At 68.1% G+C, this 21,250-nt stretch carries 18 protein-coding genes and 1 tRNA gene; 11 read left to right on the top strand and 8 right to left on the bottom strand.

The features are described 5' to 3' along the window. The first annotated feature begins 256 nt into the window (after positions 1-256). Together AC6CID_RS00005 and AC6CID_RS00010 are read left to right on the top strand one after the other, a co-directional pair. The gene (locus tag AC6CID_RS00005; protein WP_432679119.1) at positions 257-781 is read left to right on the top strand and encodes a hypothetical protein; all 525 of its coding nucleotides are present in this window, start codon (positions 257-259) and stop codon (positions 779-781) included. Positions 782-955: 174 nt separating this feature from the next. Then, positions 956-1,213: a hypothetical protein gene (locus AC6CID_RS00010; RefSeq protein ID WP_498353431.1), complete on the top strand. Its 258-nt coding sequence runs from the start codon at positions 956-958 to the stop codon at positions 1,211-1,213. Positions 1,214-1,336: 123 nt separating this feature from the next. Here AC6CID_RS00010 and AC6CID_RS00015 read toward each other — a convergent pair whose 3' ends face one another. Continuing rightward, a complete protein-coding gene (locus AC6CID_RS00015) occupies positions 1,337-1,855 on the bottom strand; it encodes a hypothetical protein (protein ID WP_498353432.1) in 519 nt (172 codons plus the stop codon). 482 nt (positions 1,856-2,337) lie between these two features. Here AC6CID_RS00015 and AC6CID_RS00020 point away from each other — a divergent pair, with 482 nt between their 5' ends. Further along, positions 2,338-4,041, top strand: a complete 1,704-nt coding sequence (locus AC6CID_RS00020; RefSeq protein WP_498353433.1) for an acyl-CoA synthetase — start codon at positions 2,338-2,340, stop codon at positions 4,039-4,041. 50 nt (positions 4,042-4,091) lie between these two features. On the opposite strand, the gene AC6CID_RS00025 is transcribed toward AC6CID_RS00020, so the two are convergent. Then, a tRNA-Met gene (locus AC6CID_RS00025) sits at positions 4,092-4,168 on the bottom strand. A gap of 465 nt (positions 4,169-4,633) precedes the next feature. On the opposite strand from AC6CID_RS00025, the gene AC6CID_RS00030 reads away from it, so the two are divergent. Continuing rightward, positions 4,634-5,158, top strand: a complete 525-nt coding sequence (locus AC6CID_RS00030) for a transglycosylase family protein (protein ID WP_006550275.1) — start codon at positions 4,634-4,636, stop codon at positions 5,156-5,158. 95 nt (positions 5,159-5,253) lie between these two features. Here the strand turns inward: AC6CID_RS00030 and AC6CID_RS00035 are convergent, their stop codons facing one another. After that, positions 5,254-8,268 (bottom strand): UPF0182 family protein, encoded by a 3,015-nt coding sequence (locus AC6CID_RS00035; RefSeq protein WP_174556232.1) that lies wholly within the window; start codon positions 8,266-8,268, stop codon positions 5,254-5,256. A gap of 192 nt (positions 8,269-8,460) precedes the next feature. On the opposite strand from AC6CID_RS00035, the gene AC6CID_RS00040 reads away from it, so the two are divergent. Next, positions 8,461-9,066 (top strand): PPA1309 family protein, encoded by a 606-nt coding sequence (locus tag AC6CID_RS00040; RefSeq protein WP_064061581.1) that lies wholly within the window; start codon positions 8,461-8,463, stop codon positions 9,064-9,066. A gap of 63 nt (positions 9,067-9,129) precedes the next feature. Here the strand turns inward: AC6CID_RS00040 and AC6CID_RS00045 are convergent, their stop codons facing one another. Further along, positions 9,130-10,155, bottom strand: coding sequence for a YlbL family protein (locus tag AC6CID_RS00045; protein WP_064061582.1), 1,026 nt, complete (start codon positions 10,153-10,155; stop codon positions 9,130-9,132). A 115-nt stretch (positions 10,156-10,270) separates the two neighbouring features. On the opposite strand from AC6CID_RS00045, the gene AC6CID_RS00050 reads away from it, so the two are divergent. From AC6CID_RS00050 to AC6CID_RS00060, 3 genes are all read left to right on the top strand, one after another. Beyond that, on the top strand, positions 10,271-11,716 hold the full coding sequence (locus tag AC6CID_RS00050; RefSeq protein ID WP_024101466.1) for a zinc-dependent metalloprotease: 1,446 nt from the start codon (positions 10,271-10,273) through the stop codon (positions 11,714-11,716). An 85-nt stretch (positions 11,717-11,801) separates the two neighbouring features. Beyond that, a complete protein-coding gene (locus tag AC6CID_RS00055; RefSeq protein WP_019288462.1) occupies positions 11,802-12,692 on the top strand; it encodes a hypothetical protein in 891 nt (296 codons plus the stop codon). Beyond that, a complete protein-coding gene (locus AC6CID_RS00060) occupies positions 12,689-14,014 on the top strand; it encodes an ABC1 kinase family protein (RefSeq protein ID WP_033097113.1) in 1,326 nt (441 codons plus the stop codon). The genes AC6CID_RS00055 and AC6CID_RS00060 overlap by 4 nt, the downstream gene beginning before the upstream one ends. Positions 14,015-14,033: 19 nt before the next feature. Here AC6CID_RS00060 and AC6CID_RS00065 read toward each other — a convergent pair whose 3' ends face one another. Both AC6CID_RS00065 and AC6CID_RS00070 read right to left on the bottom strand, forming a co-directional pair. Beyond that, a complete protein-coding gene (locus AC6CID_RS00065) occupies positions 14,034-14,354 on the bottom strand; it encodes a WhiB family transcriptional regulator (RefSeq protein WP_498353434.1) in 321 nt (106 codons plus the stop codon). 661 nt (positions 14,355-15,015) lie between these two features. After that, entirely contained in the window at positions 15,016-17,157 is a 2,142-nt protein-coding gene (locus AC6CID_RS00070; RefSeq protein ID WP_174556241.1) for an ATP-dependent DNA helicase UvrD2, read from the bottom strand. A gap of 112 nt (positions 17,158-17,269) precedes the next feature. On the opposite strand from AC6CID_RS00070, the gene AC6CID_RS00075 reads away from it, so the two are divergent. Beyond that, entirely contained in the window at positions 17,270-17,524 is a 255-nt protein-coding gene (locus AC6CID_RS00075) for a mycoredoxin (RefSeq protein WP_024101470.1), read from the top strand. Between the two features lie 96 nt (positions 17,525-17,620). Here AC6CID_RS00075 and nudC read toward each other — a convergent pair whose 3' ends face one another. Further along, positions 17,621-18,520, bottom strand: coding sequence for an NAD(+) diphosphatase (gene nudC / locus AC6CID_RS00080; RefSeq protein ID WP_498353435.1), 900 nt, complete (start codon positions 18,518-18,520; stop codon positions 17,621-17,623). 9 nt (positions 18,521-18,529) lie between these two features. Next, positions 18,530-19,618, bottom strand: coding sequence for a potassium channel family protein (locus AC6CID_RS00085; protein WP_006550264.1), 1,089 nt, complete (start codon positions 19,616-19,618; stop codon positions 18,530-18,532). 121 nt (positions 19,619-19,739) lie between these two features. On the opposite strand from AC6CID_RS00085, the gene AC6CID_RS00090 reads away from it, so the two are divergent. Together AC6CID_RS00090 and AC6CID_RS00095 are read left to right on the top strand one after the other, a co-directional pair. Continuing rightward, positions 19,740-20,129 carry a DoxX family protein gene (locus AC6CID_RS00090; RefSeq protein WP_033097208.1) on the top strand — a complete coding sequence of 130 codons (390 nt, stop codon included), beginning with the start codon at positions 19,740-19,742 and terminating at the stop codon, positions 20,127-20,129. 50 nt (positions 20,130-20,179) lie between these two features. Beyond that, positions 20,180-21,244 carry an NAD-dependent epimerase/dehydratase family protein gene (locus AC6CID_RS00095; RefSeq protein WP_498353436.1) on the top strand — a complete coding sequence of 355 codons (1,065 nt, stop codon included), beginning with the start codon at positions 20,180-20,182 and terminating at the stop codon, positions 21,242-21,244. Positions 21,245-21,250: the final 6 nt, after the last annotated feature.

A 21,250-nucleotide genomic window follows, 5' to 3' on the forward strand; every position in this document is an offset into this window, starting at 1 on the left:
CTGCATCCACAACCTCCCGCCGGAGGAACAGATCGCGATCCGCGGGAAGACCATCGAGTGGTGGATGGCAATGGTCGGGTCCATGCCCGAGCAGATCACCCCAGATCAATGGGAGACGGACGGGCTGGCATCCGCCCCGTAACGCATCCAAGTGCCCCGCCCCGAGTCCTGTCGGGGCGGGGCTGTCGGTCTCTGAAAGTACAGTCGGAGCGACAAACGAAAAGGACCCCGGCGAGTGCGTCAACACTCCCGGGGCATGGCCGAACTGACAAGGAGTTCGACGATGACTGACTCTACCGCGTGGCGGACCTGCCGTATCTGCGGCGAGACGAAACCACTCGCGATGTTCTACCGGGATCGACGAAGGAACGGCGAGGCCCGGATCGTCCGGCGTTACGAGTGCCGCGAATGCGCACGCCGAACCATGCGGGAGTCGTACCGAGAGAACGTCGAGTTCCTGCATGAGTACAAGCTCGAGCGGGGATGTGTCGACTGCGGCTATCGCGAGCACGCCGAGGCGCTCGATTTCGACCACCTGCCCGGCGTGGAGAAGAGTTTCACCATCGGGCAGGTCGGCATCCGCAAGAACCGCGATGTGCTGCTCGCCGAGATCGCCAAGTGTGAGGTGGTCTGCGCGAACTGCCATCGTGTCCGCACCAAGAGGCGAGGGTCCTCCAAGGATGGCGGATGGCGAGACCTCCGGAAGCTTGGCCTACCGATTCCGGACGACCAAGCCTTTATCGCCCCGCACGAGCAGCTCCAGCTGGATCTCGGGGCATAACTCCAATCCCTATGCCCCGCATGACATGGCCCCCGTTCTCTCCGGAGAGCGGGGGCCATTCGTCGTTTCGTGTCGTGGTCACCCACAGTCCTCTCCGGCCATACGATCTAAACGGCGCTCGTTCCGCAGTCGCGGTAACACCCATCCCAAGTTGATCGACGAGAGAGTTCACAGATGAACGAGTACAAGGGCCGTACCGTCAAGGCGATCCAGGCGACGCCGAACACTGTTGACGAGTTGGGCGCATGGCTAGTCGCGCACGATCGCCACTGCGAGAAGGACTCTGCGGGCACGGGTAGATTCGCCTTCCGCGACGAGGTCGGGAAACGGATCCCTGTCGTCGAAGGAGAGTGGGTGGTCAAGCCCCCTCGAGGCGACTTCTTCGTGATGCCCGACGAGGCCTTCCGCGACTGGTTCATCGTCGAGTCCTGATACGCCCCGAAAGCGCCCCACCTCATCGCGAGGTGGGGCGCTTTCGTCGTTCATGGGGAAGGGCGCGGGCGGTGCTTCCCGGACCGAAGCCCCACCGCCCGCGCTCGAACATCTTATCGAATGTCAGCCGGCGATGACTTCCCAGTTCTTGTTCTCGGCAGCCTCGGACGGCTTGCCATTCCAGAGGTGCATCTGGAAGTCGCCGTCCTTCAGCTTCTGCTCGGGCGCGAGCTCGCCGTCGACGAGCCAGTCGTTACCGACGTACACAGCGAACACCTCGCCTTCCCAGGGCTGAGCCTTCACATCCTTCGCGAAGCTCGTTGCCACCGAGCGCAGGGCGTCGACGTTCTCGATCGACGGATCACACAGCGTCACGGCCAGCGCCCACTGATCGGGGTAGTCGCTGTCCTTCGAGATGCGCACCGAGGTGACAGTGTGGCCGGCGATCGACGGCAGTGCGCGCACGGTCTCGATCACCTCGGTGTTCTCCCCCACCGAGCCGAACTCCGAGCAGGAGATAGCCGGCGCCGCGGCAACGGTCGTTGTGGTCTCCGCCGAGGCGTCGTCGGCGTCGGTGGATCCGCCACAGGCGGCGAGCAGGAGGGCAGCGGGCAGGGCGATGAGTGCAGCACGAAGTTTCATGATCGGATCATCGCACCCGGCCTGTTTTCGCGTTACCGGCGTGAGACGGTCCCGAGTCGGTCCCGACTCCGCCGCTCTAGCGCTCGAAAACACCCCACAGGCCACACACATCAAACAGACGATGACCTGCACGAACTCGATTGCCCCTGGTAGCCCCCCATTCCTGTGAAGATTCTCGACATCTTCGAGGGCACCCAGCAGATCCAGCAGCTCATCGTCGCTCGGCGGGTGCTCGGAAAGTCGTCCTCCGAACTGAAATAACGCTCGAGGCATGGGGTCCGTCCGCGGGCGCCGGAAGGATGGGACCGGTGTCTGCGCACGGTACCGGACGTGTCGGAGGATCCATCGGGGTAGAGCCCTCGCCGCAGGTGCGGCGAGGGCTCTACCCGTTCCAGGAAGATCATCCGTGGAAGATTGCCTGGAATGTGAGCTACGTCACGGCTACTGTGTGTGCTGACGCCGACACATAGCTAGGGGGACGGATGCTCGGTCAGGACATTCTCGGCAGGATCACGAGTGGGCGGATCACGCTCGACGACACGATCGGCCAGGTCAAGGACACCATCGGATCACTCGCGGTACTCCATCGCGCAGGTCTGCTGCACTTTCCGCGCGTGGACCACAGCATCGGGACGATCATGGCGGCCAACAAGTACGGCCCCTTCGCCGGCGCCGTGCACGCACAGGCCGAACGCGGTCTCGACGCCGTCGCCCTGATCGACGAGGCCGGTGATGTCACCTACAAGGAACTCGAGGCCCGCTCCAATGCCCTCGTGCGTGCGTGGCAACGCGCCGGGGTGGAGCCGGGATCGGTCATGGGCATCATGGCCCGCAATCACCGCGGTCTCGTGTTGACGATGCTCGCCACCGCCAAGCTCGGTGTGCGACTGGTGATGATGAACACCGGTTTCGCGCCGCGGCAACTCGTCGATGTCGCAGCGCGCGAACAGGTCTCGACGTTCGTCTTCGACAGCGAATTCGCCGAGGTCGCAGCCGCGCTCCCCGACGACGTGCGCCGGTACGTCTCCTGGGCGGACGACGAGGTCCCCGGCATCCCGACGCTGGAGCAGTCGATCGAAGGGCTGGACGGCTCGTCCCTGCCCGCGCCGGAGGTCTTCGGTGGATTCGTATTGCTCACCAGCGGCACCACCGGCACCCCGAAGGGCGCGCCGCGCGGCCGCACGTCACCGTTCGCGTCGGTCCAGTTCCTCGATCGGGTTCCGCTGCGCCCCGGGCAGACGATGCTCATGGCCGCCCCGGCCTTCCACGGCACCGGCGTCTCGCAGTTCGCGCTCGCCCTCGCACTGGGTCAGACCGTGGTGATGATGCGGCGCTTCTCCCCCGTCGACACCTTGGGCCTCGTCGAGCAGCACGGAGCGATCGTGCTGGTGGTGGTCCCGACGATGCTGCAGCGGATCCTCGACCTCGGACCGGAGAAGATCGCCGAGTACGACACCTCGAGCCTGAAGATCGTCTTCTCCGCGGGTTCGTCGCTCTCGCCCGACGTGTGTCGCCGGACGACGGAGGCGTTCGGACACGTGCTCTACAACCTGTACGGCTCCACCGAATGCGCCGTCGCGACGGTCGCGACCCCCGACGACATCCGGCAGGCCCCCGGCACGGCCGGTCGCCCTCCCGTGACGTGTCGGGTGGTGCTGTTCGACGACGACGGCAACCGCATCACCGAGCCGCACGTCCCCGGCCGCATCTTCGTCTCGAGCCGCCTGTCCTTCGCCGGCTACACCGACGGTCGCGACAAGGAACGCAACGGCGGGTTGCTGTCGATCGGCGACATCGGGCACTGGGACGAGAACGGCCTGCTCTTCGTCAACGGTCGCGACGACGACATGATCGTCTCCGGCGGCGAGAACGTCTATCCGCTCGAGGTCGAGAACCTACTCGCCGAGCGGGAGGACATACTCGACGCCGCCGTGGTGGGTGTCCCCGATCCCGAGTTCGGGCAGCGGCTGCGAGCCTTCGTGGTTCCCTCCCCCGACTCCTCCCGCAACGCCGAGGACATCAAGGCGTTCGTGAAGTCGAATCTCGCCCGGTACAAGGTTCCGCGCGAGGTGGTTTTCCTCGACGAGCTGCCGCGCAACGCCACCGGGAAGCTGCTGCGCCGGGTGCTGGTGGAGATGGATCTGCCCGAGGATCCCGAGAAGGGGTACACCACCGCTCGGGGGTGACCCCCTCGAACGAACGAAGGCCGGTCGTCCGAGACGACCGGCCTTCGTGGTGGTAGCGGGGACAGGATTTGAACCTGCGACCTCTGGGTTATGAGCCCAGCGAGCTACCGAGCTGCTCCACCCCGCGTTGCATGAATGAACCTACACGAGCACGGAAACGGAATGCAAATCGCCTCGTCGGACGCGGATGGGCCTCGACGACAACCGAAATCGCAACCCCGAGGTGTCTCGGTTCACATTTCCACCATGACTATCGCCACATAACGGCGGTGTAACGATCTTGCATCGACCCCCGTTATCACCTTCCTGAGCTGCGAAGACTCAATCGTCCCATCCCATCAGGTGGACAAACACCTCTCCCGGCGGGGGATGACGCGCCGCGGAGCGCTTTGTACTGTCGGTCCCGGCTCGAAACAGCCGAGCCACCACCGGCCCGTCGCCGCCACTCTGCCCCGCGGGATCCGGTGCCTACGAAGACCCGAGGGGCAGGGACGCAACCGACGTGGTCCCCGATCCGGACGGAGACATTTCTCCGTCGACCGAGATCGACGAGGGCCGTCGCGCTCCGCGAGCGCGGGAAGGACTCCACAGAATGACCAACTTCAGCACGCGTGCATTCCGCACTGCCGTCGTCACCGGTGCACTCGCCGCGGTTCCGTTCGCGCTCGCCACCGGCACCGCGTCCGCCGCCCAGCACAACTGGGACGGCGTCGCCCAGTGCGAGAGCGGTGGCAACTGGGCCATCAACACCGGCAACGGCTACTACGGCGGCCTGCAGTTCTCGCAGAGCACCTGGGAGGCCAACGGCGGCAGCGGCCGCGCGGACCAAGCCTCGAAGGCGGAGCAGATCCGTGTCGCCGAGAACGTCCTGCAGACACAGGGCCCCGGCGCGTGGCCCGTCTGCGGTCAGTACCTGACAACCGAATCCGCGCCGGCTCCCGCCGCACCCGAGGCGCCCGCACCGGCACCCGAGGCTCCGGCACCCGCGGCTCCGGCCGCCCCCGAGTTGCCGGCCGAGGTCACCCAGGCCGTCGACACCGCGAACCAGCTCGCCCAGCAGTACGGCTTCGGCGCCGAGTTCGCGCAGATCGTCGATATCACGCTGGCCGGTCGCTGACGCAGACCGTCTCTGCGAACACGACGAAGGCCCGCGGTGCGAACCGCGGGCCTTCGTCGTGTCGGTTTCCGTTACCGGATCAGCCGCCGGTGGATTCAGCCGCCAGTGGATTCGTAGGCATCGACGGCCTGCTGCACCCGCCGCAGCGCCCGTCCGTAGGCTTCGAAATCGCCGCTGGTCTGCGCGTTGGCCAGCTCCGCGAGTGCCGAATCGAGCTCCGCGACCGCGGCATCGCGATTCGCGGGAGTCGTCGGCGCCGGCGAGGTGGGCTGCTGTTGCTGCTGATCGGAAGGCTGGTTCTCGTCCGTGGTGCCCTCGATCACCTCGCCCCGCGTCTCGTCCTCCACCTCAGCGGTGGGCAGCGCCTCGCCACCGGGAGCGGTGGCCGCGTCGCCGACGCCGGGACCGAACACCTGGTCGAGCGCACCGGCGAGAGTCGGTGCGTAACCGATCCGGACGCCACCGCTGGCACCCGGCTCCCGGTAGCTGACGAGCACGCGCGACAGCTGCGGGAAGGTCGACGTGCTACCCGCCGTCGCGTTGCGCTCGGTATACATCGGCTGGACGTACAGGATGCCGCCGTCCGCGATGGGCAGGGTGAGCAGGTTGCCGTATTGGATCCGGTTGGACCGTTCGAGCAGGGTCCGTTCCGAAGCCACTCGGGTGTCGGAGATCATCGCGTTCTGCGTCTGCTCCGGACCGAAGGTCTGCGTATCCGTCGGCAACTGCAGGATCGTGAACTTCCCGTAGTTCTCCGGGTCGGATTCGACCGAGATGTACGCCGACAGGAACTGCCGGTTGTAACCCACCATCGCCGAGGTCAGACGGAACCGGGGATCCGCCGTCTCGCGATCGCCCATGAGCAGGTAGTAGGGCGGCTGGTTCGCGCTGGTGTCGACCGTCGGGTCCGCCGGCACCGACCAGAACGCATTGTTCGTGAAGAACTCGCGCGGGTCGTCGACGTGGTACTTGGCGAGCATCTCGCGCTGCACCTTGAACAGATCCTCCGGGTACCGGAAGTGCGCCCGCAGCTCGTCGGAGATCTGGTCCTGCGGGGTCACCGCATCAGGGAAGACACCCATCCACGCCTTCAGGACCGGGTCCTCATCGTCGACCTGGTAGAGCGTCACCGTGCCGTCGTAGGCATCGACCGTCGCCTTCACCGAGTTGCGGATGTACGAGACCTCCTTGCGGGGCAGCAACCGGCCGGTGTTCTGGTCGATGCTGTCCTCGACGAGGCCCTCGAGCGACGCGCGCTGCGCGTACGGGTAGTAGTCGAGCGTGGTGTACGCGTCGACGACCCACTTGATGCGGCCGTCGATCGCGGCCGGGTAGGCGTCGCCGTCGGCCGTCAGCCACGGCGCGACCTTCGTCACGCGCTCACGCGGGTCGCGGTTGAACAGGATCTTCGAGTCGCTGCCGATGGCGCTCGAGAACAGGATGTTGCGTTCGCCGTACTTCGCGGCGAAGGCGAGCCGGTTGAACCAGTTGCCGATGTCGACGCCGCCCGAGCCGGTGTAGGTGTACTTTTCGGTGTCGGTGTCGTACTCGCGCGGACCGGACGAGTCGGCGCTGTTGCCGACGATCGCGTAGTCCGGATCGGCCTCGGCGATGACCTCGCCGTAGTAGATGCGGGGCTGCTCGACGGGGATGACCTGGTTCTCCGCAGCGAGCGACGCCAGGTCGCTGACGAAGTAGACGGGATAGCCGCTGTTGCTGTTGGCGGCCTCCTCCGCCGAGGCACTCGCGGCGGCGTTCACGCGGTTGGCGGGCGCCGCGACGAGACCGTTGCCGTGCGTGTACACGGTGTGGCGGTTGATCCAGTCGGTCTGGTTGCCGGTCAGGCTCGTCGGCGAGAGCTCACGCGCCGCCACGATGTAGTCCTCCATACGACCGTCGAGCTCGTACCGGTCGATGTCGAGCGACTCGGGGTAGCCGTAGAAGTTCTTCAGCTGCGTCTGCTGCGTGAACGTGCGGGGAAGCACGTTCGGGTCGAGCAGGCGGGCGTTCGCGATCGTGGTGATGTCGGCCGGGATGTTCTCGGGCGAGGTGGTGCCCACACCCGGGTAGTCCTCGTACGCCACCTTGTCGTCGGTGATGCCGTACGCCTCGCGGGTCGCGGCGATGTTGCGCTCGATGTACTCGCTCTCCTTGTCGGCAGCGTTCGGGCGCACCGAGAACTGCTCGACCATGAGCGGGTACACCGCGCCGACGAGGATCGACGAGAGCACGAGCAGCGCCGTCGCGAGCGCGGGGATCCGCAGGTCGCGCAGGAAGATCGCGGCGAAGAACGCGATCGCGCAGATGACGGCGATCGCGAGCAGGATGAGTTTGGCCGGCAACACCGCATTGATGTCGGTGAAGCCACCGCCGGTGAAGGTGGGTTCCTTGCGGCTGCTCCACAGCAGTTCGTACCGATCGAGCCAGTAGGCGAACGCCTTGAACGCGACGAACAGGCCGGCGAGGACCGCGAGCTGCACACGCGAGGCCGTCGACATGCTTCCCCCGCGACCGGCGAGGCGGATGCCGCCGAAGATGTAGTGGGTGACGAGGTTCGCGATGAACCCGAGCACGATCGCGACGAAGAACCAGTTGAGCAGGAAGCGGTAGAACGGCAGGTCGAAGGCGTAGAAGCCGACGTCGAGACCGAACTGCGGATCGGTGGTGCCGAAGTCGCCGCCGTTGAAGAACATCTGGACGGTGACCCAGCCGGCCTGGGCGACCAGACCGGAGAGCACACCGAGCACGACCGGGATACCGATCCCGAAGGCGCGCATGCGCGTCATCACGGTGGTGCGGTAGCGCGCCACCGGATCGTTGGGTCCGGTGGTCGGCACGAAGACCGGGCGCGACCGGTAGGCGAGCAGCATCGCCAGCCAGACGACACCGCCGATGAACAACCCCACCGCCAGGAACAGTGCGATCCGCGTCAGGAGAACCTTGACGTATACGTCCCGGAAGTCGACCTCGCCGAACCAGAGCCAGTTGGTGTAGGTGTCCACCAACCGTGGTCCGAGCAGGAGCAGCACTGCGGCCACCACTGCCAGGATCAGCAGAACTCTGCTCCGCTTCGACAATGTAGGTACTCCGGTCGGGGGCCTCATGCCCACGTGCCACGCTCCCAACTCGTCCGGCGGCGCGATCGCACCGCATCTGTACATCTCGCGCTCGACGAAAGCGTGCGAGCACGCCTCGTTCTCACGGAGTGACCGTTTCGCCCCACTCTACGGAATCCTCGTACAGGGGGTCGCACGACGCAGGTCCGGCAGCGCACACCCGCGTACGGGTGCCAGGATAGGCCGGTGAACCAACGTCTTCCCGTACCTTCCGAACAAGGACTCGCGCGCGCCGTCCACGAGATCATCGATTTCGCGGATGTGGAGGGTTGGGACCGCCCTCCCGTCATGTTCGCGCTCGTCCCGACCGTGCTTCTCGCAGCCGCCGAACCCGCCCTCGCCGACCAGCTCGACGAGGGACACGAGTACACCCCGATCGCGCAGGAATCTTTCCCCGACGACGTCGAGGGCGGCAGTCCCGCACTCGAGGAGTTCCTCGCCACGACCACCTGGCCCGGATCGGTTGCCGGGTGCGCTCTCGTGCAGGAGGTGGTCGTGCTGCCGCCGAGCGCCGAGAACGAACTCGACGACGCCTTCACGCCATTGCTCGCCGACGCCCACGCGGCAGACGAGGCGGCCCGGCTCGCAGCGCACAGTCACCCGGAACGACGCGCCGCCCGCCTCATCTCCGCGGTCCTGCGCGACGGGCCGTCACTCTCGCTCCTTCAGTTGCGCCCCCTCGACGACGACGATCCGTTCGCGGGCACTGAACTGCGGACCTACGACAACCTCGCCCCGCACGTCGTGGCCGCGTTGTACGCGACCCTCGAGGCGAGCGACGACGACTACTGAGACGGCGATCACCGCACTGCCGGCCCCCGTGCGGCGCGCGGGATCGGCTGCCGACGGGCGGGATCAGCTGCAGGCGGGCGCGTCGCGCCCGTCCGCGATCGCTGCCAGCGCGTCGATCGCACCCTCGAGCGTCTCGACCTTCACGAGCTGCACACCCTCGGGGGCGCCGCTCTGCGCCTCCGCGCAGTTCTCGGCGGGCACCAGGAAGACGGTCGCGCCGTCCTCCGACGCCGCGGTGAGCTTGTGGGTGATCCCGCCGATCGGACCGACCATCCCGTCCGAGTCGATGGTGCCGGTACCGGCGACGTCCAGACCGCCGTTGAGCAGGCCCGGGCTGAGCTTGTCCACCACGGCCAGACTGAACATCAGGCCGGCGGACGGTCCGCCGATGTCGGCGAGGTTGAAGGTGACCTCGAAGGGCACCTCGGGAACCTCCTCGGTGGCGATGCCCAGGAAGCCCTTGTCCGGATCGCCGGGCCGGGGACCGACGGGAACGTCGAACGACTCCTCGGCATCGCCGCGCCGGACGGTGACGTCCACCGACTCACCGGGCGGCACGTCGCCGACCGCGCGCTGGACCTGGCCGGCCGTGCGCATCTCCTCGCCGCCGACGGCGACGATCCGGTCGCCCGCCTCGAGCAACCCGGCGGCAGGGGCGTCCTGGCCCACCTCGGCGATCCGCAGGGTCACCGGCAGGTCGAGATAGTGCAGGGCGGCGAGTTCGGCGGACCGCTCCGACTGGGCGAACTGCGCCTGGTCGACGGCCTGGACCTCGTCCTTGCTGCGGTCGGGCGGGTAGACCTGCTCGCGCGGCGCCACGCCGTAGCGCCCGCTGATCCAGGCGGTGAAGGTCTGCGCGAGGGTGAGATTGTCGGTGACCCCGACGGTCGTCATGAACAGACTGCCCTCGGTCTCGTCCGCCTCGATCCCCTCGAGCGCGACGACCGGGGTGCCCTCGATCTCCCCGAGCGTGTCGAAGACGGGGCCGGGGCCGAGCGCCACGTACGGCGCCCGGACGTTGAACGCCACGACCACAATGACGAGGATCGGGAGCACGAGCGCGAGCGGCAGGACGTAGCGACGATTCACCCGGCCAGGGTAACGGTCGCCCGACCACCCCCTTCACACCACGACCGTGTCGTGTTCGCCATGAGCGTGACCACGACGCCGGTCCCCGCCCTGGACGCCTTGTACCGTTGGATACATGAGCGACACGCCCTTCGGATTCTCGAATCCCGACGACGACCCCGACCGTAGGAAGGACGAGGGTTCCGGTAGCGGCGGAGCCGGTGGCGGCATGCCCTTCGGATTCGGACTCCCCGGCAGCGGTGGGGGCGACAACCCGTTCGGCGGTCAGGGCTTCGATCCCGCGCAGTTCGGTCAGATGCTCAGCCAGTTCGGCCAGATGCTCGCCGGTATGGGCAGCGCCATGGGTTCCGGCGGCGGCTCGGGTCCGGTCAACTACGACATCGCGACGAAGCTCGCACGTCAGCAGATCGGGTCCGTCGACCCGGTCTCGCCCCGTACCGCCGACGCCGTGACGGACGCTGCGCGCCTCGCGGAACTGTGGCTCGACGCGGCCACCACGCTGCCCGCGGGTGCGTCGAAGGTCGTGGCGTGGACGCCCGTCGACTGGCTCGACAACACGCTCGAGACGTGGAAGCGCCTGTGCGATCCGATCGCCGAGCAGGTCAACGGCATGATGCTGAACGGTCTGCCCGAGGAGGCCCGTGCGATGGCCGGGCCCATGCTCGGGATGTTCTCGCAGATGGGTGGGGTTGCTTTCGGCTCCCAGCTCGGCCAGGCCCTCGGCCAGTTGTCGAAGGAAGTGCTCACCTCCACCGACATCGGTCTCCCCCTCGGCCCGGAGGGCACCGCCGCTCTCCTGCCGGCCGCGGTCGAGAGCTTCGGTGAAGGACTCGAGCAGCCCGCTCAGGAGGTGCTCGTCTTCCTCGCCGCACGCGAGGCCGCCCACCAGCGCCTCTACAGCCACGTGCCGTGGCTGCGTCAGCGGATGCTGGCGACCGTCGAGGAGTACGCACGCGGCATCCGCATGGACATGTCGTCGATCGAGGATCTCGCCCAGGGACTCGACCCGTCGGCACTCACCGACCCGTCCAAGCTCGAGGAAATCCTCAAGCAGGGCGCGTTCGAACCCCAGACCACCCCGGAGCAGAAGGCCGCACTCGAACGACTCGAGACGATGCTCGCGCTCGTCGAGGGCTGGGTCGAGACGGTCGTCGCCGACGCGCTCGGCGAGCGGCTCCCGGGTGCCTCGGCCCTCACCGAGACCCTGCGCCGTCGCCGCGCCACGGGCGGACCGGCCGAGCAGACCTTCGCTACGCTCGTCGGCCTCGAGCTCCGGCCCCGGAAGGTGCGCGAGGCCGCTGCGCTGTGGCGACGCCTCACCACCGACGCCGGCACCGAGGCCCGCGACCATGTGTGGGCGCATCCCGACCTGCTGCCGGACTCGTCGGATCTCGACAACCCGACGGCCTTCGTCGATCGTGTGATCGGCGGTGGCACCGGAGCCTTCGAGGATCCGATCGCCCAGCTTCAGGCGACCATGGAACGTGAGCAGGCCGAACGGGATCGCGCGGCCGAGGACGGATCCGGCGAGGACCGGCCCGGGGACGACAGCACCTCCTAGAACGACCCGATAGAGGCACCCGCGCCTGTGGACAAACTGCTCCTCGTGAGCCGTCCACGGGCGCGGATACTGTCAGTCTGTCTCCATGATCACCGCATCGCGCGAGACGACCACGAATCCCGCGCCGGCCGAGGCTGCGGTTCTCCGGGTCGATCCGGAACTGGCCGTGCTCGAGCGGTCCGACGGCTCGCTCCAGCTCGGCTGGGGTCCCGGCACCGCGACCGTCGTCCTGCCACCCCAGGGCATGGACAGCTTCGACCTCGGCGTTCTCGTCCGACTGCTCGACGGCCGGCTCACCCTCGACGAGGTGCTGGACGTCGCAGCCGAGCGCGGGCTTCCGTCCGGACGGGTCCGGCAGGTGCTCGATGAGCTCACCGCGACGGGTGCGGTCCGGCAGGTCCCCGCGTCGCCCGGTCCGGCGCGACCGCGGCGGGTGCGGGTCCACGGCTCGGGTCCGCTCGCTTCGGCGATCGTCGAGGATCTCCCGGTATGGGATGTGCGGTGGGTGCGCTCGTCGTCCGGTGACGAACTGCAGGACCCGGCCGACTGTGTCGTCCTCGCCGACGGGCAGGTGCCCGACCCCCATCTCGTGAACATGCTCGTGCGGGCCGGTGTCCCCCATCTCGCGGTGCGGATCAGGGACGGACGCGGCATCGTCGGCCCGTTCGTACTCCCCGGCCGGAGCAGTTGTCTGCGCTGCGCCGATCTCGTGCGGGCCGATCTCGATCCGTCCTGGCCGCGACTGGCGAGTCAGCTGTACGGGCGGCAGGGCCACGCCGGCAGGGCGGTGACGTCGGCGACCGCGGCGATGGCCGTCGGCCAGATCGAGGCGTTCCTCTCCGCAGATCCGTCCGTGACCCCGGCGGTCGACCGCACACTCGAACTGGACCTGCGAACCCACCGCATCGTCACGCGCCGATGGTTCCGTCACCCCCGGTGCGACTGCTCGGCCATCGCTCGGGTCGGTCAGGCATGATGGGGGGCGTGCCAGACATCCCTCGCAGAAGCTCGTCCCGCACTGCCAAGCTCGCGAGCATTCCTCTGGGAATCGCCGGGCGCGCCGCTGTCGGTTTCGGCCGTCGACTCGCCGGTGGAGATCGGGAGGAGATCGACGCCGAGATGACGGCGAAGGCCGCCGAACAGTTGTTCAGTGTGTTGGGCGAACTCAAGGGCGGCGCCATGAAGTTCGGCCAGGCCCTGAGCGTGATGGAAGCCGCCGTCCCGGAGGAGTTCGCCGAGCCGTATCGGGAGGCGCTCACCAAACTGCAGGCGGAGGCCCCTCCACTGCCCGCCCAAGCCGTGCACCGCGTGCTCGACCAGCAACTCGGCACGAAGTGGCGTGAGCGCTTCGAGTCGTTCGACGACGTGCCCGTCGCGTCGGCCAGTATCGGCCAGGTGCACCGGGCCGTGTGGTCGGACGGACGCGAGGTCGCGGTGAAGGTCCAGTACCCGGGCGCCGACGAGGCTCTGCGCGCCGACATGCGCACGCTGTCCCGGTTCGCCGGATTGTTCGCCACGATGATGCCGGGTGCCGATGTGCGTGCGCTGCTCGACGAGTTGTCCGCACGCACCGAGGAAGAGCTCGACTACCGGATCGAGGCCGACAACCAGCGAGCCTTCGCGAAGGCCTTCGCCGGCGACGAGAAGTTCGTGATCCCGCGTGTCGTCGCGAGCGCCCCGAAAGTCGTCGTGACCGAATGGCTTTCGGCCACTCCGCTGTCTGTGATCATCAGCGGTGGCACGCGGGAGCAGCGCAACCGGGCCGGTGCGCTGCTCGCGGAGTTCCACTTCTGTTCGCCCGCGCGCGCCGGTCTGCTCCACAGCGACCCGCATCCGGGCAATTTCATGCTTCTCGACGACGGCCGTCTCGGAGTCATCGACTTCGGGGCCACGGCGTCGATGCCCGACGGCTTCCCGCCGGTGCTCGGACGGATGGTCCGACTCGCCCTCGAGGAACGTTTCGACGAACTCACCCGGCTGCTCTACGACAACAAGTTCGTCCTGCCCGGCCGCACGGTCACCGACGAGGAGATCGCCGACTACCTCCGGCCGTTCACCGACCCGATCCACACCGAGTCGTTCCACTTCACCCGCACATGGCTGCAGCGGGTGGCGGGCACGGCCACGGACTTCTCGAGTTCGACCTTCAAGACGGCTCGGACGCTGAATCTTCCGCCCGAGTACGTGAGTGTGTTCCGGGTGCTGCTCGGCTCGGTCGGCATCTGCGCTCAGCTCGACGCCGAGGCACCGTACATGCGCATCCTCAGTGAATGGCTACCCGGCTTCGTCGAGGAGTGACAAAGCCGGGCAACCGTATTCACGCACAGACCAGTTCCTTGCGGGGTTCGGGCAGCGGATTCTTCCGCGGCCGGCCCCGCGGCCGCTTGCGGGCCACGACGACACCACGGTCGATGATCTCCCCGCCCCACACGCCCCAGGGTTCCTCCCGCTCGAGAGCGGCGTCGAGACACTGGGCACGCACCGGGCAGCCCGCACACAGCGTCTTGGCGTACTCGAGATCGGCCGGGGTCTCAGCGAACCAGAGGTCGGGGTCGTTGTCGTGGCACGGCAGGGTGTCGCGGTCGGCGCGGGAGACCGCGAAAGTGTCGCTGCGCGACAGGATGTCGTTACAACGCATCTCGTCTCCTTCCGTTCGGTTCGGCAGGCTCGACGGGTATTCGCTCGGCACGTGAGCTCCTTCGTTGGTTCGGTGGAATGCGATGCGAACCCGGCCGGAGAACGAGAAAGGCCACGGTCCGCTGGGCGGGGTCCGTGGCCTGGAGGAGACGAAAGGTCTACCGGGAAACAGTTCCCGATCGACTTCCGACCACGGACGAGACGGCGGCGGCGTGCACACGTCGGCGTGCACGCGGCGCGGCTGCCACTGCGGGTGCCACAGATGTGGCGGTGCGAGTGGTAGCGGCGGCCCCAGCGACACGAGGGGCCGCTGCCGCTGCAAAAGCATCGAAACCGAGCATCGGGGCCACCTCACTTTCTCGTCGCGCACGGACCGTCTCCCGTGACATCGTCATCCAGACTAGATTCGTGAGCACGATCGGCACAAGTTATTTTCTACCTGCGGTTTCGTGCCGCGTTCTTCGTCCCCGCACCAAAGTCGGAGGGCATGTCCCTCGCGACCACGAGACTCCTGCCCGACCTCGACGAGGCCGAACGCCTCGTCCTCGGGCTCGATGCGTTGCGCGCCGACGACGGCTCGAACAAAAGCACCTTCCGGGTGTTCCGCGACCGGCCGGGCACTACTTCTGCCTGTGCGCCGAATGAACACGGTCGGGTAGTCGTCAGAGGTCGAGGGTGTCGACGGTGCGCTCCCCCCGCACGAGGGCGAGCACGTCGGCACCGTACTGCTCGAGCTTCTTCGCCCCGATCCCCGGGATGGCGACCAGCGCACGATCGTCGCGCGGCTGCTGTTCGGCGATCGCGACGAGAGTGTTGTCGCTGAAGACGACGTAGGCCGGAACCTTCATCTCCTTCGAACGCGCCCGGCGCCATTCCTTGAGCGCGACCAGCAGATTCTCGTCGAGATCGGATGGGCAACCCTCGCAGCGGCCGAGCATGGTCGAGGTGGTGCCCATGAGCGGCTTGCCACAGACGCGGCATTGCGGGCGCTTCTTCCGCGGGGAGGACGGTTCGGCGATCTTCGACGCGGGTGAACTGTCGGGGATGAGCCCGTGAAGGAATCGAGAGCGTCGCCGCGACCGACGTCCGCCCGCCGTGCGGGACAACGCCCACGACAGTTGCAGGTGCACACGGGCTCGGGTGACACCGACATAGAGCAGCCGCCGTTCCTCCTCGATGCCGGCCTCGTCGGGCGGTGTGTCCTTGTCGCCGGTGACATGAGTGATCGGCAGGGTGCCGTCGGTGAGTCCGACGAGGAAGACGGCGTCCCATTCGAGGCCCTTCGCCGCATGCAGCGACGCGAGGGTGACGCCCTGGACCGTCGGTGGCTGGCGCGCCTCGGCACGGGCCGCGAGATCGCGCAACAGACCCTGCAGATCGAGATCGGGTTCGTGCTCGAGCAGTTCCTCGGTGAGCTGCACGAGCGCGACGAGCGACGCCCAGCGCTCGCGTGCCTGCGCACCCACCGGTTCGGTGTCGGTCAGGCCCAGCGGCACCAAGGTGGCCCGGACGAGGCTGCGCAGCCCGGCACCGCGACCGGCATCCTCCGGCAGGTCGTCGCGCGTACCCACCTGACGCAGGGCGTTGACCGCCTGCCGGACCTCCGCGCGGTTGAAGAAACCTTCACCGCCGCGCACCTGGTACGGGATACCCGCCTGCGTGAACGCCTGCTCGTAGGCCTCGGACTGGGCGTTGATGCGGTAGAGCACCGCGATCTCGGCCGCCGGGACCCCCTTGCCCATCAGCTTCGCGACGGCCTTGGCGACCGCCTGCGCTTCGGCGGGTTCGTCGTCGAACTCGGCGAAGGTGGGCTCCGGCCCGGACGGACGCTGACCGATGAGCTTGAGCCGGGTGCCGGCGATGCGGCCCCGCGCCGCACCGATCACGCGGTTGGCGAGGTCGACCACCTCCGGCGTGGAGCGGTAGTCGCGTTCGAGGCGCACGACCGTGGCGTCGGGGAACCGGCGGGAGAAGTCGAGCAGGTGCTTCGGGGTGGCGCCCGTGAACGAGTAGATGGTCTGGTTGGCGTCGCCGACCACCGTGAGGTCGTCGCGCGCGCCGAGCCACGCGTCGAGCACGCGCTGCTGCAGCGGCGTGACGTCCTGGTACTCGTCGACGACGAAGCAGCGGTAGCGGTCGCGGAACTCCTCGGCCACCGCGAGGTTGTCCTCGAGGGCCGCGGCGGTGTGCAGCAGCAGGTCGTCGAAGTCGAGATACATCCCGTCGCCCGACCGGGTCTTGAGCTGCTCGTACGTCTCGTAGACACGCGCGACCCGCTCGGGATCGGCCGGTGGGGTGCGGTGGGCGCGGGCGGCCGCGGCGGGATAGTCCTCGGGCGCGACGAGCGTGCCCTTGGACCATTCGATCTCGGACAGCAGGTCGCGCACGGTGTCGGTGTCGGTCGGGAAGCCGCACCGGTGCGCCGCCTGCGAGACCGCCGCGAACTTGCGATCGAGCAGTTGCCAGGGTGTGTCGCCGACCACCTGCGGCCAGAAGTACCGCAGCTGCCGCAGCGCAGCGGCGTGGAAGGTGCGGGCCTGCACCTGCGTACCGTCGCCACCGATGCCCAGGGCGCGTAGGCGGGAACGCATCTCCCCTGCCGCGCGGGCGGTGAAGGTGACGGCGAGGACTTGGCTCGCGGAGACGTGACCGGCCGAGACGAGATGGGCGATGCGGCGGGTGATCGTGCGGGTCTTGCCGGTACCGGCGCCGGCGAGCACGCAGACCGGCCCGCGTGGGGCGAGCACCGCTGCTGCCTGCTCGGGGTCGAGACCGTCCACCACATCCGCACACATGGCCTCCATCATGACAGCGACCGCCGACAGCGCAGCCCACCGGTGAGATCACTTGGTGTGGTGAGGACCACAGCTCACCCCGTCGCGGAACATGTTCGGCGGCTGTGATGTTCTCGAAGACATGACGCCCACCGACGCACCCGCCCTCACCGTCTACTCCACCACCTGGTGCGGTTACTGCAGGCGGCTGAAGACCCAGCTCGACCAGAACGGCATCCCATACGCCGAGATCGACATCGAGTCGGATCCGGCCGCCGCGGAGTTCGTCGGCAGCGTCAACAACGGCAACCACGTGGTGCCCACCGTCAAGTTCGCCGACGGCAGCACCGCGACCAACCCGTCGCTCGCCGAGGTCCAGCGCGCTCTGGGTCTGTAGCTCCCGCTCTTCCGGTAAGGCCGGTCGCGTTCGTCGCGGCCGGCCTCTCCCGTGTCCGGGCCCGACTCGATCCTGTGCCCTCTACCGCACGGCCTGCTACTCCTTGGCCCAGCCCTCGAGCATCCCGCGCGCAATGGAGATCGAACCGGGCAACAACAGCGGGGCGTCCTCGGCGGACGCCCAGTCGCCAGTCGCCAGCGCCGCGCGGACCTCGTCACGAGTGAACCACCGCGCCTCGGTGATCTCCCCGTCGCGGAAGTCCAGCGCCTGCTCGGGATCGGCGATCGCCGCGAATCCGAGCATGAGCGATCGAGGGAACGGCCAGGGCTGACTGCCGAGATACCGCACGTCGCGCACCTCGACACCGACCTCTTCACGGATCTCCCGCACCACGCACGATTCGAGCGACTCACCGGCTTCGACGAAGCCTGCGAGAACGGAGAATCGCCGCTCGGGCCACACCGGTTGCCGGGCGAGCAGCACCCGGTCGTGTCCGTCGTGTACGAGGCAGATGATCGCCGGGTCGGTGCGAGGGAACTCCTGGTGTCCGGTCTCGGTGCTGATCCGCGACCAGCCGGACATCGTCGGACGGGTGGGCGAGCCGTCGACCGCGCTGTAGCCGGCGTTGTCGTGCCAGTTCAGCAACGCGACCGCGCTGACCATCAGATCGGCGTCGGCATCGTCGAGACGCTCGCCGATGCGCCGCAGATCGGCCACCGTGCCCGTCTGCGCCAGGACGCGAGACGCCCAGACGTGGTGTCCGTCGCGGATACCCAGGAAGATCGCGCCCTCGACCGGTTCGGGACCGAGCTCGGACGCCTCAGCGAGCACGAGCGCGTTGTCGGAGACACGGACCTGGTTGCGACGATCGACCCGCAGGAGTTTCGCACCGGCCCAGCCGGCGCGCAGGGCGTCCTCGTCCGAACGCAGTTCCTCCGCCCGGTCGACGACGGTACGTGAGAGCAGCGGGGTACCCGACAAAGCGAAACCGGTCACATCAGCACCCTAGCCACGCATGGCGCCCGGCGACGAACCCACCAGCCGGATGTAGAGCAGTTTGTCGTTCGCTTCGAGCGCGTCGACCTCGGGCGAACCGATCCGCCACATCCGCCCGTCGCGGACGACGGCGAGCACGATGTCCTTGAGATGCCGCGGGGATCCCCCGACCTCGCTGGGGTCGACATCGCGTTCGGTGATGGCGAACCCGGCTTCCGGGGTGAGCAGGTCCTCGATCATCTCGACAACGTTCGGCGTGGTCGTGGCGATGCCGAGCAGTCGCCCCGCCGTCTCCGACGAGATGACCACCGAGTCGGCACCGGACTGACGCAGCAGGTGGGTGTTCTCCGACTCGCGGATGGCGGCGACGATCTTCGCGCGCGGGGCGATCTCGCGGGCGCTGAGGGTCACGAGCACCGCGGTGTCGTCGCGGTTCGCGGCGACGATCACCGCCGACGCGTGCTGCACCCCGGCGAGCCGGAGCACATCGGACTTCGTCGCCGAACCCTGGACCGTCACGAGGCCCTGGCCGGCCGCGGACTCGAGAACCACCGGATCGGTGTCGACCACGACGATCTCGGACGGGGGTACCCCGTCGCCGAGCATCGCGTCGACTGCGGTACGGCCCTTGGTGCCGTAACCGATGACGACGGTGTGATTACGCACGCGGCGCCTCCAACGCTGGATCTTGAATGCTTGCCGGGAACTCTCGGTCAGTGCCGACAGAGTGGTACCGACGAGCACGATGAGGAAGAACACCCGGAGCGGGGTGATCAGCAAGATGTTGATCAGGCGCGCTTCGGGTGTGAACGGGGTGATGTCGCCGTAGCCGGTGGTCGAGAGCGAGACCGTGGCGTAGTAGACGCAGTCCAGCAGCGACAGTTCGTCGCCCTGGGCGTCGCGGTAGCCATCGCGATCGAGGTAGACCACGACGACCGCGAGGAACAGCGCCGCGAACGCGTAGCCGATGCGACGCGCGATCGCGAGTCCGGGACTCGTCTGTTCCTGGGGTACGCGCAGCACACCGACGAGCGCGAAGTCGGGGCGCTCGGTGAGCTGATCGGAGCGGCTGAACCGCGCACGCAACCTCCCGGGCATCGCGGTGTCCCACCTTCCTGCTGTCGGCCTCCACTGGTGGCCACCCTCGGTCGTCGCGGTACCGAACGAACTGCGCCCGATACCGGATCGCAGCGTACCGCCGCGCGCTAGTGTGGCACGCATGTCCACGAAAGCGTCGCAGCGCTCTGCGATCCGGCTGGCAGGTCTACTTCTCGGCGTGGGGGTCCTGCATTTCGTGCGACCGGAACCGTTCGACGGCATGGTGCCCCGCGCCCTGCCGGGTGATGCCCGCACCTACACCTACGCCTCGGGGGTCGCGGAGATCGCCGTCGCCGGCGCGCTCGCCGTGCCCCGCACCCGGCGCCTCGGCGGTTCCCTGGCCGCGGCGCTGTTCCTGGCGGTCTTCCCCGCCAACGTGCAGATGGCCGTGACGTGGCTGCGCAGCCCGAAGCTCTCCCCCGCCGCCAAGGCGGTGTCGCTCGCCCGGCTCCCGCTGCAGGTCCCGCTCGTCACCGAGGCACTGAAGGTCCGCCGCACATCCTCCCGCTGAGCTGACCACACGCGGTGAGTGAGGTCACAGCGAGCGGGTATGCGTTCGGTATGGACACCGCACGTGGTCTGAAGGTGGTCGTCGTCGGCGCGACCGGAAATCTGGGAACCGGGATCGTCGAGGCGCTCGGACGCGAACCCGACGTCGCCGAGATCGCCGGCGTCGCGCGACGACCGACGGAATGGACGTCCCCCAAGGCGACCTTCACGGTCGCCGACACCACCACCGACGACTTCCGCCCCATCGTGCGGGGCGCGGACGCGGTGATCCACCTGCCCTGGCTGTTCCAACCCACGCACCGCCCGGAGGTGACCTGGGAGAACAATGTGCTCGGCGCGATCTCTGTCTTCGAGGCGGCTGCCGCGGAGAAGGTTCCCGCGCTGATCTACTCGTCGTCGGTCGCGGCCTATTCGCCCGGACGCTCGACGGATCGCGTCACCGAGGACTGGCCCACACATGGGTGGCCGGGTGCCGCCTATCCCCGCGAGAAGTCGTATCTGGAACGTTTTCTCGACACCCTCGAACTGCGGGCGCCGGAGATGCGCATCGTACGGATGCGGCCCTACTTCCTCTTCAAGCGCGAATCGGCGACCTCACAGCGACGCCTGTTCGTCGGCCCCCTGCTCCCGGGAAACCTGCTGCGCAGCGGACTGCTCCCCGTGATGCCGCTGGTCGAGGATCTGCGTGCCCAGGTACTGCACACGAGCGACGTGGCCGACGCCTTCGTCCGTGCGACCGTCCGGCCCGTCCGCGGCGCGTTCAACCTCGCCACGGAACCGCCCGTGGACGGCGCGTTCCTGGCAGAGATGTTCTCCGCCAGGAAGATCCCCGTACCGCGTGCAGCACTCCGCAAGGCCGTGCGGGCGGCCTGGCACGCACATCTCGTTCCGGCCTCCCCCGGCCTGCTCGACACCGTGCTGCAACTTCCATTGCTCGACAGCACGCGCGCCCGCACAGAACTGGGCTGGGAACCGCAGTATTCGCCGCCCGAGATCCTCGAGGAATTCCTGTCGGGACTGCGGGAGGGAGCCGGGATGCCCACCGCTCCCCTTGCACCCGATACCGCCGGACGCCGGGCACACGAAGTGGCCACCGGTATCGGGCAGCGCCCCTGAGGTTGC

The organism is Rhodococcus sp. GQ147 (genome assembly GCF_059759155.1).

Bases quoted from the DNA above. Each gene is read 5' to 3' on its own strand.
- AC6CID_RS00005 (WP_432679119.1), top strand. From the start codon at position 257: ATGGCCGAACTGACAAGGAGTTCGACGATGACTGACTCTACCGCGTGG.
- AC6CID_RS00010 (WP_498353431.1), top strand. From the start codon at position 956: ATGAACGAGTACAAGGGCCGTACCGTCAAGGCGATCCAGGCGACGCCG.
- AC6CID_RS00015 (WP_498353432.1), bottom strand. From the start codon at position 1,855: ATGAAACTTCGTGCTGCACTCATCGCCCTGCCCGCTGCCCTCCTGCTC.
- AC6CID_RS00020 (WP_498353433.1), top strand. From the start codon at position 2,338: ATGCTCGGTCAGGACATTCTCGGCAGGATCACGAGTGGGCGGATCACG.
- AC6CID_RS00030 (WP_006550275.1), top strand. From the start codon at position 4,634: ATGACCAACTTCAGCACGCGTGCATTCCGCACTGCCGTCGTCACCGGT.
- AC6CID_RS00050 (WP_024101466.1), top strand. From the start codon at position 10,271: ATGAGCGACACGCCCTTCGGATTCTCGAATCCCGACGACGACCCCGAC.
- AC6CID_RS00055 (WP_019288462.1), top strand. From the start codon at position 11,802: ATGATCACCGCATCGCGCGAGACGACCACGAATCCCGCGCCGGCCGAG.
- AC6CID_RS00060 (WP_033097113.1), top strand. From the start codon at position 12,689: ATGATGGGGGGCGTGCCAGACATCCCTCGCAGAAGCTCGTCCCGCACT.
- AC6CID_RS00065 (WP_498353434.1), bottom strand. From the start codon at position 14,354: ATGCGTTGTAACGACATCCTGTCGCGCAGCGACACTTTCGCGGTCTCC.
- AC6CID_RS00070 (WP_174556241.1), bottom strand. From the start codon at position 17,157: ATGGAGGCCATGTGTGCGGATGTGGTGGACGGTCTCGACCCCGAGCAG.
- AC6CID_RS00075 (WP_024101470.1), top strand. From the start codon at position 17,270: ATGACGCCCACCGACGCACCCGCCCTCACCGTCTACTCCACCACCTGG.
- AC6CID_RS00085 (WP_006550264.1), bottom strand. From the start codon at position 19,618: ATGCCCGGGAGGTTGCGTGCGCGGTTCAGCCGCTCCGATCAGCTCACC.
- AC6CID_RS00090 (WP_033097208.1), top strand. From the start codon at position 19,740: ATGTCCACGAAAGCGTCGCAGCGCTCTGCGATCCGGCTGGCAGGTCTA.
- AC6CID_RS00095 (WP_498353436.1), top strand. From the start codon at position 20,180: ATGGACACCGCACGTGGTCTGAAGGTGGTCGTCGTCGGCGCGACCGGA.